Origin of the sequence: Streptomyces humi (assembly GCF_001005085.2) — a bacterium.
Taxonomy (GTDB): Bacteria; Actinomycetota; Actinomycetes; order Streptomycetales; family Streptomycetaceae; genus Streptomyces; species Streptomyces humi.
The window spans coordinates 124971-138260 of record NZ_LBMU02000002.1; the positions used below are offsets into that span (position 1 = coordinate 124971).

The 13290-nt window shown below is 73.3% G+C and carries 14 protein-coding genes; 4 read left to right on the forward strand and 10 right to left on the reverse strand.

Annotation, left to right across the window (positions count from 1 at the left end):
- Window positions 1-16 precede the first annotated feature (16 nt).
- Window positions 17-562 (forward strand): MarR family winged helix-turn-helix transcriptional regulator, encoded by a 546-nt coding sequence (locus AAW13_RS01035; protein ID WP_052768420.1) that lies wholly within the window; start codon window positions 17-19, stop codon window positions 560-562.
- On the opposite strand, the gene AAW13_RS01040 is transcribed toward AAW13_RS01035, so the two are convergent.
- The 6 genes from AAW13_RS01040 to AAW13_RS01065 all read right to left on the reverse strand — a co-directional run bounded on the left by AAW13_RS01040 (window position 513) and on the right by AAW13_RS01065 (window position 6386).
- Complete coding sequence (locus AAW13_RS01040; RefSeq protein WP_046726800.1) at window positions 513-2297, reverse strand: PP2C family protein-serine/threonine phosphatase; 1785 nt, start codon at window positions 2295-2297, stop codon at window positions 513-515. The genes AAW13_RS01035 and AAW13_RS01040 overlap by 50 nt on opposite strands.
- Window positions 2294-3340: a SpoIIE family protein phosphatase gene (locus AAW13_RS01045; RefSeq protein ID WP_046726881.1), complete on the reverse strand. Its 1047-nt coding sequence runs from the start codon at window positions 3338-3340 to the stop codon at window positions 2294-2296. Before AAW13_RS01045 ends, AAW13_RS01040 begins: the two co-directional genes overlap by 4 nt.
- Window positions 3337-3786 carry an ATP-binding protein gene (locus AAW13_RS01050; RefSeq protein WP_046726799.1) on the reverse strand — a complete coding sequence of 150 codons (450 nt, stop codon included), beginning with the start codon at window positions 3784-3786 and terminating at the stop codon, window positions 3337-3339. Before AAW13_RS01050 ends, AAW13_RS01045 begins: the two co-directional genes overlap by 4 nt.
- Entirely contained in the window at window positions 3783-4199 is a 417-nt protein-coding gene (locus AAW13_RS01055) for an STAS domain-containing protein (protein WP_046726798.1), read from the reverse strand. Before AAW13_RS01055 ends, AAW13_RS01050 begins: the two co-directional genes overlap by 4 nt.
- On the reverse strand, window positions 4196-5089 hold the full coding sequence (locus AAW13_RS01060; protein ID WP_046726797.1) for an STAS domain-containing protein: 894 nt from the start codon (window positions 5087-5089) through the stop codon (window positions 4196-4198). Before AAW13_RS01060 ends, AAW13_RS01055 begins: the two co-directional genes overlap by 4 nt.
- 136 nt (window positions 5090-5225) lie before the next feature.
- Entirely contained in the window at window positions 5226-6386 is a 1161-nt protein-coding gene (locus AAW13_RS01065; protein WP_046726880.1) for a PP2C family protein-serine/threonine phosphatase, read from the reverse strand.
- 200 nt (window positions 6387-6586) lie between these two features.
- Between AAW13_RS01065 and AAW13_RS01070 the strand changes: the two genes are divergently transcribed.
- Window positions 6587-7021, forward strand: coding sequence for a MarR family winged helix-turn-helix transcriptional regulator (locus AAW13_RS01070; RefSeq protein ID WP_046726879.1), 435 nt, complete (start codon window positions 6587-6589; stop codon window positions 7019-7021).
- Between the two features lie 321 nt (window positions 7022-7342).
- Here AAW13_RS01070 and AAW13_RS47580 read toward each other — a convergent pair whose 3' ends face one another.
- Complete coding sequence (locus AAW13_RS47580) at window positions 7343-7942, reverse strand: muconolactone Delta-isomerase family protein (RefSeq protein WP_046726878.1); 600 nt, start codon at window positions 7940-7942, stop codon at window positions 7343-7345.
- Window positions 7943-8260: 318 nt separating this feature from the next.
- On the opposite strand from AAW13_RS47580, the gene AAW13_RS01080 reads away from it, so the two are divergent.
- On the forward strand, window positions 8261-9235 hold the full coding sequence (locus AAW13_RS01080) for an aldo/keto reductase (protein ID WP_046726796.1): 975 nt from the start codon (window positions 8261-8263) through the stop codon (window positions 9233-9235).
- 103 nt (window positions 9236-9338) lie between these two features.
- On the opposite strand, the gene AAW13_RS01085 is transcribed toward AAW13_RS01080, so the two are convergent.
- Entirely contained in the window at window positions 9339-10034 is a 696-nt protein-coding gene (locus AAW13_RS01085) for a type 1 glutamine amidotransferase domain-containing protein (protein WP_046726795.1), read from the reverse strand.
- Between the two features lie 332 nt (window positions 10035-10366).
- On the opposite strand from AAW13_RS01085, the gene AAW13_RS01090 reads away from it, so the two are divergent.
- On the forward strand, window positions 10367-11368 hold the full coding sequence (locus AAW13_RS01090; RefSeq protein WP_046726794.1) for an NAD-dependent epimerase/dehydratase family protein: 1002 nt from the start codon (window positions 10367-10369) through the stop codon (window positions 11366-11368).
- Window positions 11369-11399: 31 nt separating this feature from the next.
- Here the strand turns inward: AAW13_RS01090 and AAW13_RS01095 are convergent, their stop codons facing one another.
- Window positions 11400-12512, reverse strand: a complete 1113-nt coding sequence (locus AAW13_RS01095) for a sensor histidine kinase (RefSeq protein WP_046726793.1) — start codon at window positions 12510-12512, stop codon at window positions 11400-11402.
- A 1-nt stretch (window position 12513) separates the two neighbouring features.
- A complete protein-coding gene (locus AAW13_RS01100) occupies window positions 12514-13242 on the reverse strand; it encodes a response regulator transcription factor (protein WP_046726792.1) in 729 nt (242 codons plus the stop codon).
- Window positions 13243-13290: the final 48 nt, after the last annotated feature.

Genomic DNA, 13290 nt, shown 5'->3' on the forward strand with positions numbered 1-13290 from the left:
CGGGTACAGCGGTTGAATGCGGGTTGTCCCCGCAGCAGCCGACCTTGCCGAAAGTGATGCGTTCGTGACTCTTCCCGGCGGCCCCGATGGCCGCGCCGAGGACTCGGGAGACGATCCGAGTGTGGGTGCGCACGAGATCGCCGGTGCCGTGGAGCATCTCGTGAGCCTGTGGTCCGTGGCCGCTCAGGAGGCACCCGTACGGTTGTCGCTGCACCAGCTGCGGGCGCTCTGGGCCCTGGAGACGGCGCCGGAGACCAACCTCACCGGGCTCGCGGACCGGCTGGACATAGGGCTGCCCACCGCCAGCCGTCTCTGTGACCGGCTGGAGGCCGCGGGGATGCTGGAGCGGACCCCGCACCCGCGCAACCGTCGGGAACTCCAGTTGAAACTCACGCCGCACGGGCGCCGTGTCCTGGACGACGTGGCCCGGCGTCGGACCCGGGCCCTGACCGAGGTGCTGGCGGCCATGGCGCCCGCGGAACGGTCGGCGCTCGTCCGCGGTATGCGGGCCTTCACCAGCGCGGCGGCCGACGTGCCCCCGGGTCGGCGGCGCGCGCCCTAGGGCCGGCGTCTCCGGACGGCGGGACGCGGCACAGCAGGAGGCAGACGTCGTCGTCGCGTTCGGAGTCGGGCAGCAGGGGCTTCAGCAGTGACTCGGCGCATCCGTCGAGGTCCGCCAGCTCGGCTTCGCCGAGAGCCGCCAGGGTGTCGGCGAGGGTCTCGATGCCCGGGTCGATGCCGTGCGCCCGCCGCTCCACCAGACCGTCGGTGTACAGGACGAGGGTGGAACCGGGTGGCAGGTCGGCCGTGTGGTCCTCGTACTCGAAGGGAAGGGGCACGCCCAGCATGACGCCGGGCCTGGCGTCCAGGACGCGCACGGTGCCGTCGGGGGTGCGGGTCAGGGCCGGCGGATGACCGGCGGCGGCCCATACGACGTGCGGGTCGCCGGGCCGGAAGCGGGCGATCACCGCGGTCGCGTACAGGTTCGGCTGCTGGTGGCGGAGCATGCGGTGCAGGCGGGTGAGGATCCGGGCGGGACTGTCGTCCTCGACGGCGTAGGCACGCAGGGCGGTGCGCAGCTGACCCATGATGACGGCGGCGCGCAGCCCGTGTCCGGTGACGTCTCCCACGACGGTCAGCAGGCTGCCGTCGGGCTGCGGGAAGGCGTCGTACCAGTCGCCGCCGATGTTGAGGCCCCGGGTGGCGGGCAGGTAGCGGGCCGCCAGTCGCAGGCCCTCCACGGGGGGCAGGGCGGTGAGCTGGGCGCGCTGGAGGGCTTCGGCGGTGTCCCGGTGCTGTTCGTAGCGGCGGGCGTTGTCCAGGGCGATGGCGATGCGGCGGGTCAGTTCGACCAGCATCACGCTGGTGTCCTCGTCGAAGCGGTCGCCCGGCGCGGTCAGGGTCAGCACGCCCAGGGTGTGGCGCACGGTGAGGGGGATGCACAGCAGCGGCCGGTCCGGGGAGAGCGCGGACGGCGGCAGGTCGTCGACGCCCGGGAGGTCGCCGGGGTGCGGTCCGGCGTGCTGTGGCCGGCCGAGCCGGGCAGCCGTGACCGCGGCGGCGGAGTGCGCGCTGTTCGGCTCCGCCGGTTCGTCGAAGAGCCAGACCTCGACGTCGCTCGCGTACCCGGGGACGAGCAGGCCGGGCAGGCACCGCAGGATGTCCTCCTGGTCGAGCGAGGCGGTGACGGCGGCGCTGGCGTCGGCGAGGAAGGTCAGCAGGCGCCGCGCCTTCTCCGCCTCGCCCCGGGCGGCCCGTTCGGCGTCGAGCAGTTCGCGCTGGGTCTGCGCGGCGGCGTGGAGTTCGGCGTGCAGGGCCATCACACCCTGGTTGGTCTGGTGCAGTTCCTCGCGGTGCAGCCGCAGTTGCCGTTCGGTCTCGTCCAGCCGGCGCAGTATCGCGGCCGTCTCCTCGTCCGCCGCCAGGACCGCTTCCGCGGGGGTGTCCTCCAGGTCCGCCGGCCGCCGGTGCGGTCCGCGCCGCGCCGTGGCGGGCGCCGGGCGGCCCGGACAGGTCAGGGTCAGCCGCCACGGCGGCGTCCGGTCGGGCTCGGACGGCATGGGCTCTCCGACGGCCCGGACGAGCACGGTTCCGTCGGACGCGGACGGCCGTACGGTGAGGGTGAGCTCCGTACCGCACCGGCCGAGGCCCTCGCACAGGCGCGCGGTGAGCGCGGTGAGGAACCTGGCCCGTTCGACCTCGGGCGCGCCCAGTTCGGCCGTGACGCGCGCGGCGAAGGTCCGGGCGCGCACGGCCTCGGCGGCTGAGGTGATCTTCCGTACCTCCGGTGGGATCACGGTCCACCGCCCGGGTGGTCGAGGGCCAGGACGGCCACACAGGTGTCGTCGCGTACGGGGCTCGCGGCACTGCTGGCGTCCCGGAGGACGGTCGCCGCGATCACCGCCGGGTCGTGCGTGAGGAGGCCGGGGTCGGCGGGCGGCACCCAGCGGCTGGGCAGTCCGTCGCTGTGCAGGACGAGCAGGCTGCCGGGCGCGCAGGGCCGGCGGCAGACGGGCACGTTCGCCGGGAACTGGGCGCCGACTATGCCGGGGTGCGAGATCAGGTGCTCCCAGGAGCCGGCGGCGTGCAGGCGGGCGCCGATGTTGCCGACACCGGCGAAGGCGAGTTCGCCGGTGTCCGTGTCCAGTTGGGCCACCGCGACCGCCGCCCCGCGGGTGGGCCGCAGGGCCTGGTGCAGGTGCCGCAGGATCTCCGCGGATGTCAGGTGCCCGACGCGGTGCAGTTCGTCGACCGCGGCGCCGGACGCCTGGGCGGCCTTGGGTCCGTGGCCGAGGCCGTCGGCGAGCAGCAGGGTCAGCCGGGAGTCCGAGCGGACGCAGCTGTAGGCGTCCCCGGAGTGTTCGGCCCGGCCGAGCGGGATGTTGATCCCTCCGACGCGGCAGGCGGGCGCGGTCTGCCGCCGGCCGGTGCTCTGGTCGACGCGGGCCACCGAGACGGTGCCGCGGCCGCTGCTGTACAGGTCGAAGGCGCTGGATATGCGCTGGCAGGTGCCCAGTCCGGCGCCGAGCGACGCGTCGCTGGTGGTGTAGCCGTCCCGCAGCGCGGCGGTGACGTCGGGGATGCCGGGGCCGTGGTCGAGGGCGGTGATCTGCACCGCCGGACCGCGGCCGGCCGGTCCCGGGCACTCGACGAGGTGCACCACCAGCCGGCCGCCACCGGCGTGCTTGAGCAGGTTGGTCGCCAGCTCGGTGGCGACCAGGGCGGCGACCGCCGTGCGGTGTTCGTCGAGGCGGGCGTGGGCACAGGCCGCCTCGGCCGCCACCCGGGCGTCCCGTACCCGGGTGGAGTCGTGCACCGGGATCTCCCAGACGCGCGTCATCCGGACCCCGGACGGACGGCGGACGCGCGGCTGACCCACGCGACGAGGGTGACGACCGTGCCCTGACCGGGTTCGGTCTCGATGGCGAGTTCGTCCACCAGCCGCCTGGCCCCGCTGAGGCCGAGCCCGAGACCGCCCCCGGTGGTGTAGCCGTCGGTCATGGCCAGTTCGACGTCGCGGATACCGGGTCCGGTGTCGATGAAGACCAGCTGGAGTCCGCTCGCCGGGCCGTTGCGCAGGGGGGTGATCCGCGCCTGCCCGCCACCGCCGTGGACGAGGGTGTTCCGGGCCAGCTCGCTGGCCGCGGTGACGATCTTCGTCTGCTGCACCAGCCCGAACCCGAGTTCGGCGGCGAACTGCCGTACCTGGTGTCGGACCCACGCGAGGTCCGCGTCCGAGCCGATCGGCAGGCTCGTCGCGGTGGCGGGGTCGGAGGCAGGAGTCATGTGCCCCCCTCTGATCTGTCCGGGCCGGCGCCGGAGGGCGCCTGCGCGAAGAGTTCGAGCGCGCGTGCGGCGTCGAGCACGGTCTCCAGGCCGGGCAGCGTGAGGCCCAGCTCGACCAGGGTGATCGCCACGGCGGGCCGCATCCCGCACAGGACGGTACGCGCGGCCATCAGGCGGGCGCTGGCGGCGATCTCGGCGATGACCCGGCCGAGGAACGAGTCGACGATGTCGACGCCGGAGACGTCGATGACCAGTCCGTCGGCCGCGCTGTGCGCGATCCGCTCGGTGATGTCCTGCTGAAGCTGCTCGGCCATGCCGTCGTGCAGGTCCCCCTGGAGGGTGACCAGCAGTATGTTCCCCAGCGCCAGGACCGGCACCGCCGGGGTGCCGGGAACGGGAAGGGGCGCGGTCATCGCGGGTTCGCACCTGCCGCACGCTGCGAGACCTCGATGCCCTGCCGGCTCAGCGCGTAGGCCAGTGCGTCGGCCAGCGAGCTGCGGGTGAGTACGGAGCTCAGGTCGATGCCGAGGTGCACGATGGTCTGCGCGATCGCCGGGCGGATGCCGGAGACGACGCACTCGGCTCCCATCAGCCGGGCCGCGGCGACCGTCTTCATCAGGTGCTGGGCGACCAGCGAGTCGACGGTGGGGACGCCCGTGATGTCGAGGATCGCGTAACGGGCCCGCTGCTCCACGATGGCCTGGAGCAGCGACTCCATGACCACCTGGCTGCGGGCGCTGTCCAGGGTGCCGATCAGGGGCACCGCGATGACGCCCTCCCACAGGCTGATCACGGGAGTGGCCACTTCGAGCAGCTGGAGCTGCTGACGCGCGATCAGTTCCTCGCCGGCGCTGACCGTCGTCTCCATGATCACCAGACGCAGCGTTCCCATCAGGACGGTCAGTGCCAGCAGGACGTCCCGGGCCTCGTCGTCGGGCCGGTCCTCCGTCTCGTCGCGCAGCAGCTCGACGGCCGCCGTCCGCAGGCCGGCGGCCTCGTCCGCGATCTGGGCGGGGGTGAACCCCCGGCCCGCGCGGGAGGCGGCCATCCGCCCCAGCTGCTCACGGACCTCGCCGAAGCCCGGGGCTCCGACGCTCTCCAGCCGGCCGGTCGACGCCACCTCGGACAGGGCGTCCACGACGGCCTTGCAGGCCTCCACGGCCTCGTCCCTGGAGACCGTGAAGACGGTTCGGAAAAGCGGCCCGTCGGCCCACCGCTGGGCGAGCTGTTCGCGACGGCGCTCCAGGAAGTCCGCCAGCCCGTGCGCCGCCGAATCGGCCCCTGCCTGCTCCGGCACCTGCATCGTCTTCCTCTCGAGAACGGGCTGCTGCGCCACGACCGACGCAACCCCGCCAATTATTGTCACATGACAAGCATCTGCCCGGACGGGCCGTGGAAACGACACAGCATCACCACATTCCCGGCCCGTCGGCAGTGGCTCAGCGGCCGTGCCAGTCCAGGCAGACCACCAGGGCGTCGTCCTTCGGGGCCGACTGGCCGCGATGACCGGTCAGTTCCCGCAGGACGGCCCGCGGCACCTCGGCGGCGGGCAGCAGACGCGTGGACAGGATGGCCCGGGCCAGGGCGGCGTCCCCGTACGCCTCTCCCCGGGGCGAGGCGACCGCGTACACGCCGTCGCTGACGAAGACGAGCCGGTCGCCGGGCTCGACGGAGAAGTCCTGGGCCACGTAGTCGGTCTCCTCGAACATGCCCAGCGGGAGCTGCGCCTCGAAGGTGACGCGCTCGACCACGCCGTCACGCAGCCGCAGCATCTGCGGGGAGCCGGCGTCCACCACCTTCACCCGGCCGGTGACGAGGTCGAAGTCGAACATGAGCACCGAGAGGTAGCAGCGCCCCTGGTAGTGGGCGTACACCGCCTGGTCGGCCAGGGCGGCCTGGTCGGCGATGGCGATCCCGGCCCGCCGGGCGTTCCGCAGCGCGTTGATGGCCAGGTTCGTCAGCAGGGAGGCCTCTATGCCCTCCCCCATGCCGTTGGTGACGTAGAGCATGAGGTGGTCCGCGCCGGCGGACCAGTCGAAGTTGTCACCGTAGATCGCGTACGCCGGTTCCAGCTGCGCGCCGAGTTCGTACTCGGGCCGGGCGCAGGAGCGGCCCGGGAGGAGCTGCCACTGCATCTCGGCGGCCAGCGTCAGCCGGTCCTTGCGCCGGGCCCGCAGGTACACGTCCGTGTCCCGCTCGGCCACGACCACCTCGTGACCGAGCACCTCGGCGATGTCCGCGAGCTCGTCCAGGCAGCCGGGCACACCTTCCTCGCCGGCCAGGGTGACCGAGAGCACGCCCAGCCGGTCTCCGCGCACCGTGACCGGCAGATGCACGCGCACGGCCCCTCCCCGGACGTCCTCCACGAACGGTTCCTGGGCGCCGAAGGCACGGCCGGCGGGGCTGTTGTGCACCGACACCGGGTCCGCGGTGTGCGGCAGCACCGACACCGGTTGCAGGACGGTGAGGCCGTAGTCGGCCATGAACAAGTCGACGGACTGTGCCGCGTACTCCTCTGTGAGCACGCGACGCACGGCGTCGAGCAACTCGTGCGGGGCCGCTGTGCGCAGGGCGCGCTCAGCAGTCACAAATCTGTTCACGATCGTAAGTACACCCATCCCTCAACCGACACACACGGGCCCCGCCGGACGGCGGGACCGTCCCGGGCGAGTCGCGCCGGGCCGCGAACCAGCTCTTGTCACCGACGGCACCTTGTACGCTGACAGGCGTCCCAGGTGCCTGCGAGAGTGTGACGGTGACCGACTTCCGCCCCCGCCCCGAGCCCGTCGAGGTCGCACGTGTGACCTTGACCGCCATGGAGTTGCTGGAAGTCCTGTGGGGCCGGGCGTCGACCGCGCCGGCCTCGCCGTCCCAGCTGCGCGTCCTGCTGATGCTCGAACACCAGGACGGCATCAACCTGCGCACGCTCGCCGACTCCCTCGCCTCCACGCCGCCGTCCACCAGCAGGCTCTGCGACCGGCTGGGGGCCGCCGGCTTCGTCGAGCGGGTGGTCAGCCCCACCGACCGGCGCGAGGTACGGCTGCATCTGAGCAGCCGCGGCCGCGCCTTCCTCGAAGACCTGCGGGCACGCCGGGAGCAGGAGCTGAAGGCGGTGCTCGAGCTGATGCCCGCGGCCAAGCGGACCGCGCTGCTCGAAGGGCTGGAGGCGTTCTGCGAGACGGCGGCGTTGCAGATACTCGACAACGCGTCGCACGCCGGGGAGCAGACGGCCTGAGGACAGTGCCGTGCCATCGCTCACCCCGTCACTCCAGGGCTCGGACGGCCGGCGCACGGAGCGGTCTCCGCCCACCGGAACATTGCAGATCCTTCCCCGCGCAGTACGACTCCGCTACTTTGTTGCCTTCTGACCATTGTTGTCAAATGGCAACTGTTCGCTCGGCCCTTCCGGTGTTCCGAGTACCCCCGGTGCCGCCGGACTTGCCTGTGGGCTACGCCTCAGCCGGCCACGGACCCGACGGGACCCCGGCGGACAGCGCGGGGTCAGGGCGGGGCGACGAGGCCGGACCGGCAGGCCGTGCGGGCGCCGGGGGACCGCTCAGGCCTGGGGCGTTCCGGAGCCGGGGTCGTTCGGGTGCTCGGTCAGGGGGGTCGTCGTGGTGGTGAGCCAGGGAGCCTGGGGCAGCGAGTCCAGGGCGGTCCGCAGTTCGGTGGCGTCCCGGGCCCGCCACAGGCCGAGTGCCCGGTCGGCGGAGGTGCGCCACAGCCGCACCAGGTGTCCCGCGGCGGCCAGTTCCTTGGCGCGCGCCGCCTCCGCCGCGGCCGTCTCCGCCAGGCGCTGGGCGACGGCGCCCGCGGGGGCGAAGGTGACGAGGAACTCCTGGGCGCCGACCGGTGCCGCCGCGGGGGCCGGGCCGGGGTCGTTCGGGTGCGGGGTGAGGGGCGTGACCTCGTCACTGCGCCAGACGCGCAGCGGCATCGCGGAGAGGACCTCCTCCAGACGGACCTCGTCCGGCGCGGCGAACAGGCCTAGGGTGCGCCACTCGCCGGGCCGCAGCGGCGGCCGCCACAGCCTCAGCAGCCGGCCCGTCTCGGCGAGCCCGCGGGAGTTGGCGGCCTCACGGGCGCGGACGTCGTCGACCGTCTCCGGGGCGGTTCCCTCCGGGACGTGCGTGGTCATGGTGACGAGGTATTCCATGGCGGACCATCCCTTGCCGCAGATCATGGCGGTACCGGCTCATTGCCCGGGATCCACCGTCTCGCAGGCCGGAGCCGAGCGCATCCCGTCGGCGGCTCCGGCCCGGACGCGGCCCTGACGCCGTCGGCTCGGCGCCCCGACCGGCGCTGCGAGTCCAGGGCTCCCACCTGCGAGCGAACCGGTCCCGGCCGGAGCCCCGCGAACCTTTGACGCCACCGGCCACGCGGCCTAGTTTCGCTTTAGTCGACCGGTCGGCTACAGCACGTCCGGCGGCTTGCTCCACCCATCCGACACGCCGAGACGAAGGCAGAACACAGCATGCGCACCACCACCCTGGGCACCCACGGACCGGAAGTCGGCGTCATCGGCCTGGGCGCCATGGGGATGAGCTTCGCCTACGACATGGCCACCCCTCGCGACGAAGCCACCTCCGTGTCCGTCGTCCACCAGGCTCTCGACCTGGGCATGACGTTGATCGACACCGCAGACGTCTACGGCCCCTTCACCAACGAGGAACTGCTCGGCCGGGCCCTGGCCGGCCGGCGTGAGCGCGCCGTGATCGCCACCAAGGTCGGCCTTGAGGCCGTCGACCCGACCGGCGGCCCCGGTGGTTCCCCGCTGGTCAGGCCCAACGGCCGACCCGAGCACGTGCGGGCCTCCGTCGACGCGAGCCTGCGCCGGCTGGGCACCGACCACATCGACCTGTACCAACTGCACCGCGTCGACCCCGACGTCCCGCTGGAGGAGACCTGGGGCGCGATGGCCGAGGCGGTCACCGCGGGCAAGGTCCGCCACCTGGGCCTGTCCGAGGTGGGCGTGGAGCAGATCCGGCGCGCCGGGACCGTGCATCCCGTCACCACCGTCCAGTCCGAGTTCTCCCTGTGGACCCGTGACGTGCAGGCCGAGGTCCTGCCCTACGCCGAACGGCACGGCATCGGGGTGCTGCCGTTCTCGCCCCTGGGCCGCGGTTTCCTCCTCGGCCGCTTCAGCTCCTTCGACGAGCTGCCGCTGAACGACCAGCGGCGCCGGCTGCCCCGCTTCCAGCAGGCGAACCTGCGGGCCAACCTCTCCCTCGCGACGAAGGTCCGCGCGGTCGCCGACCGGATCGGTGCCACTCCCGCGCAGGTCGCCCTGGCCTGGCTGGTCGCCCAGGGGCCGCACGTCGTCCCGATCCCCGGAACCAAGACCCCGAAGTACCTCGCGGACAACGCGGGCGGCGCGGACCTCCGGCTGTCCCCGGCCGACCTCGCCGAACTGGACGCCCTCCCGGCCCCGGCGGGCGCCCGCTACTGACCCCGGCCGACCGGGACCCGCAGGGCGCGGCGGCGGGCGGCGGCCCCCGACTCCTGCCGTCCCTGTCCCCGCTCGCCCGGCCTGTTCCTTCAGGGATCGGCGCTCACTTGAGGATCTCGAGGACCCGGTCCCCCAGGATCGCGGCCGAATGCGGGTTCTGGCCGGTGACGAGGTTGCGGTCCTCCACCATGTACGGCTCCCATATCGGGCCGCGGCTGAAGTCGATCCCGACCTTCTCCTTCAGCTCCGTCTCCAGCAGCCAGGGCGCCCTCGGCGCGAGCCCGACCGCTTCCTCCTCCTCGTCGGTGAAACACGTGATCCGGTACCCCTTGAAGGGCGACTCGCCGTGGATCCGGGTGGCCAGGATCGAGGCGGGCGCGTGGCAGACGATCACCAGCGGCCTGCCGGACGCGAGCTGTGCCGTGAGCAGCCGGCCGGCGTCGGCGTCGAACGCCAGGTCCGCCATCGGGCCGTGGCCGCCCGGCAGGTAGACCGCGTCGTAGTCCTCCAGCCGGACGTCCGACAGCTGGAGGGGCCGGCGCATCACCTCGGCGGACCGGATGATGGCCTCCAGTTCGAGGGCCCCCTCCTCACCGCCCGCCATCGACGGGCGCAGGCTCATCATGTCGACGTTCGGTGTCACGCCCCCTGGTGTCGCCACCACGACCTCGTGGCCTGCTTCCGTGATCGCCTTGTACGGCATGGCGAACTCCTCGGCCCAGTATCCGGTGGCATATCTGGTGCCGTCCTTCAGGACCCAATACGTCGCCCCGCTCACTATGAAGAGCACTTTCGCCATCGCCCTCCGCCTCCTCACGCACGCCCGGCTCATGGAGGAATTCAATTGCTTTCCCAGCCTAGGCACACACCCGAAAGGACGCATACGGAAGTGGGACCGCGTCCGCGCTCCATTCCAACGGCCCTCACCGAAAAGGAATTTGCGGGAAATGCGGGGCGCGGGAATTCCCGGTACCGGCAACTCGACGCACCTCGGACGGCGTTCGGGAGGCGCGCCGAAAACCGGGCGGCACCAGCGAGCGGGCGGAGGGCGGCTCCCGGTGTGTCTTACGGAGTCGTGACGTGCGGGTGTGGGCGCGTGGTGCCGGGGCGGTGCGCGCCTAGCGTGGCCTCATGCGTGTACTGCTCACCGGCGGTGCCGGGTTCATCGGGTCCCATGTGGTCGAGGCGCTGACGGCGCGCGGGCACGAGGCGGTCGTGTTCGACGTGCGGGACGACCCCGGCGCGGACGTACGCAGTCCCGCGGCGGTCGGGCGGGCCCTGGCCGGCGTGGACGCCGTCTGCCACCAGGCCGCGATGGTCGGACTCGGGGCCGGCTTCTCGGACGCGGCGGAGTACGTCTCCCGCAACGACCTCGGTACGGCGGTGCTGCTCGCCGCGATGGCCGAGGCGGGGGTACGGCATCTGGTGCTTGCCGGGTCGATGGTCGTGTACGGGGAGGGCCGGTACGAGTGTCCGCGGCACGGCGTCGTACGGCCCGGCCCCCGTGCCGCCGCCGACCTGGACGCCGGCCGGTTCGAGCCCGGCTGCCCCGTCTGCGGCGTTGCGCTGGCCCCCGGACTGGTGGATGAGGACGCCCCGGTCGATCCGCGCAACGTGTACGCCACGACCAAGCTGGCCCAGGAACACCTGGCCGCCGCCTGGGCCCGGTCGACCGGCGGCTCGGCGGTGTCGTTGCGCTACCACAACGTGTACGGCCCCCGGATGCCCCGTGACACCCCCTACGCGGGCGTGGCCTCCTTCTTCCGGTCGGCGCTGGCCCGGGGCGAGGCGCCCCGGGTCTTCGAGGACGGCCGGCAGCGCAGGGACTTCGTGCACGTACGGGACGTGGCCGCCGCCAACGCGACGGCGCTGGAGGCGCGGTCGGCACCGGGCGCGCTGACCGCGTACAACACGGGCAGCGGCGAGCCGCACACCGTCGGGGAGATGGCCCGCGCACTGGCCGACGCCCACGGCGGGCCGACGCCGGTGGTCACCGGGGAGTACCGGCTCGGCGACGTACGGCACATCACGGCCGACTCCGCGCGGCTGCGGGCCGAGTTCGGCTGGAAGCCGGAGGTCGGGTTCGCGGACGGCATGGCGGAGTTCGCGCGGGCCGGCATGCGGGGCGCGTAGGCCCCGGACGGACCGGTGGTGCTGCCCGCGATCAGGAAGCGGCGGTGGGCAGCACCACCTCGAAACGGCAGCCACCGGGAATGTTGCGCACGGTGGCCCGGCCCTGGTGGGCTTCCACGATCCCCCGGACGATGGCGAGGCCGAGGCCCGCGCCCGCCGGGGGTGTCCGGGCGTGTGTGCCGCGCCAGCCGGTGTCGAAGACCCGGGGCAGGTCCTCCGCGGGGATGCCGCCGCAGCCGTCGGAGACGGACAGGACGACGCCGTCGGGGCCGCGTTCGGCGGCGACCGCGACCGTGCCGTCCGGGGGCGTCCGGCGGATCGCGTTCACCAGCAGGTTGCCCAGCACGCGGCTCATCTCCTTGCCGTCCACCTCGACCGGCACCGGCTCCACCCGGTCACCGACCAGCCGTACGCCGTGCTCGCGCGCGAGCGGGTCGGCGCCCGCGAGGGCGTCGCCGACGAGGTCGAACAGCGACATCCGGCTCGGGCTCAGCGCGAGTGTCCCGGCGTGGATGCGGGAGAGTTCGAAGAGGTCGCCGACCATGTCGTTGAGGCGTTCGACCTCGGCGCGGATCTGCTTGAGATAGCGGCCGGGATCGGCGGCCACGCCGTCCTCCAGCGCCTCCGACATGGCGCGCAGACCGGCCAGCGGGGTACGCAGGTCGTGCGAGATCCAGGCCACCAGTTCCCGGCGCGAGGTCTCCAGCGCACGTTCCCGCTCCCGGGACTCGGCGAGTCTCGCGCTGGTGGCCGCCAGTTCACGGCTCACCTCGGCCAGTTCGGCGGTGGCCGGGACCGCGGGTGCGGCGAAGTCGCCCCGCTCGCCGAACGATCGGGCCGCGAGGGCGAGTTCACGGCTGCGGGCGACGACCCAGCGGCCCAGTACCAGCGCGGTCGCGAGCGACACCGCGGCCGCCATGGCGACGACGGTGGTCACCACGGACAGGTCGTGCGAGGAGAGGAACATCGCCCAGGCGACGGCCAGGGTGCCGGCGAGCATCGCGACCACTCCGACGGCCGCGACCACCGTGAGGGACGCGGTGAGCGAGCGGCGGCGCAGCAGGCGCAGGGCTGCCGCGCCGAGCAGCCCGGTGACGGCGGCGCCGGCGAAGGCGTACAGGGCGATCAGGAGGGTGTCGCGCATCTCAGGCCGCTCCGCTCGGTTCGAACCGGTAGCCGACGCCCCACACCGTCTGGATCAGGCGCGGCCGGGCCGGGTCGTCCTCCACCTTGGCACGCAGCCGGCGGACATGGACCGTGACGGTGGACAGGTCACCGAAGTCCCAGCCCCACACGGCCTGCATCAGGTCCTCCCGGCTGTACGCCCGCCCCGGGTGCCGCAGAAAGAACGCGAGAAGGTCGAACTCGCGCAAGGTGAGGGCGAGTTCGACGCCCTTCTTGGTGGCTCGGCGGGCGCCGGTGTCGAGAGTGAGCCCGGCGGTGGACAGGGCGGCCGCGACGGGCGCCGGGCGGCTGCGGCGCAGCACCGACTCCACCCGCAGCACCAGTTCACGGGGGCTGAAGGGCTTGGTGACGTAGTCGTCGGCGCCGACCTCCAGGCCCATGACGCGGTCGTCCTCGTCGCCGCGCGCGGTCAGCATGATGACGGGGACGGGGGCCCGGTCGCGCAGCCGTCGGCAGACCTCCAGGCCGTCCATGCCGGGCAGCATCAGGTCGAGCACCACGAGGTCGGGCCAGTGGGCGTCGGCCCGGGTCAGGGCGGTGGGGCCGTCGTCGGCCCGGTCGACGAGGTGGCCGGCACGGTCGAGATACCCGGCCACCACCTCGGCGACGGTGGGATCGTCGTCCACGACCAGGATCCGGGCGGCACCGGCGGTGGCCCGGTCCTCGGTGAGCTCGTACGGCTGCTGCATGCCTCCACCCTCGCACCGGCCCGGCGCCGGTGTCGTGCGCGAGGGCGG

What these genes read in the sequence shown, in the direction of transcription:
- AAW13_RS01050 (WP_046726799.1), bottom strand. Translation starts at nt 3,786, where the DNA reads ATGACTCCTGCCTCCGACCCCGCCACCGCGACGAGCCTGCCGATCGGC.
- AAW13_RS01055 (WP_046726798.1), bottom strand. Translation starts at nt 4,199, where the DNA reads ATGACCGCGCCCCTTCCCGTTCCCGGCACCCCGGCGGTGCCGGTCCTG.
- AAW13_RS01045 (WP_046726881.1), bottom strand. Translation starts at nt 3,340, where the DNA reads ATGACGCGCGTCTGGGAGATCCCGGTGCACGACTCCACCCGGGTACGG.
- AAW13_RS47580 (WP_046726878.1), bottom strand. Translation starts at nt 7,942, where the DNA reads ATGGAATACCTCGTCACCATGACCACGCACGTCCCGGAGGGAACCGCC.
- AAW13_RS01090 (WP_046726794.1), top strand. Translation starts at nt 10,367, where the DNA reads ATGCGTGTACTGCTCACCGGCGGTGCCGGGTTCATCGGGTCCCATGTG.
- AAW13_RS01100 (WP_046726792.1), bottom strand. Translation starts at nt 13,242, where the DNA reads ATGCAGCAGCCGTACGAGCTCACCGAGGACCGGGCCACCGCCGGTGCC.
- AAW13_RS01085 (WP_046726795.1), bottom strand. Translation starts at nt 10,034, where the DNA reads ATGGCGAAAGTGCTCTTCATAGTGAGCGGGGCGACGTATTGGGTCCTG.
- AAW13_RS01095 (WP_046726793.1), bottom strand. Translation starts at nt 12,512, where the DNA reads ATGCGCGACACCCTCCTGATCGCCCTGTACGCCTTCGCCGGCGCCGCC.
- AAW13_RS01035 (WP_052768420.1), top strand. Translation starts at nt 17, where the DNA reads ATGCGGGTTGTCCCCGCAGCAGCCGACCTTGCCGAAAGTGATGCGTTC.
- AAW13_RS01080 (WP_046726796.1), top strand. Translation starts at nt 8,261, where the DNA reads ATGCGCACCACCACCCTGGGCACCCACGGACCGGAAGTCGGCGTCATC.
- AAW13_RS01060 (WP_046726797.1), bottom strand. Translation starts at nt 5,089, where the DNA reads ATGCAGGTGCCGGAGCAGGCAGGGGCCGATTCGGCGGCGCACGGGCTG.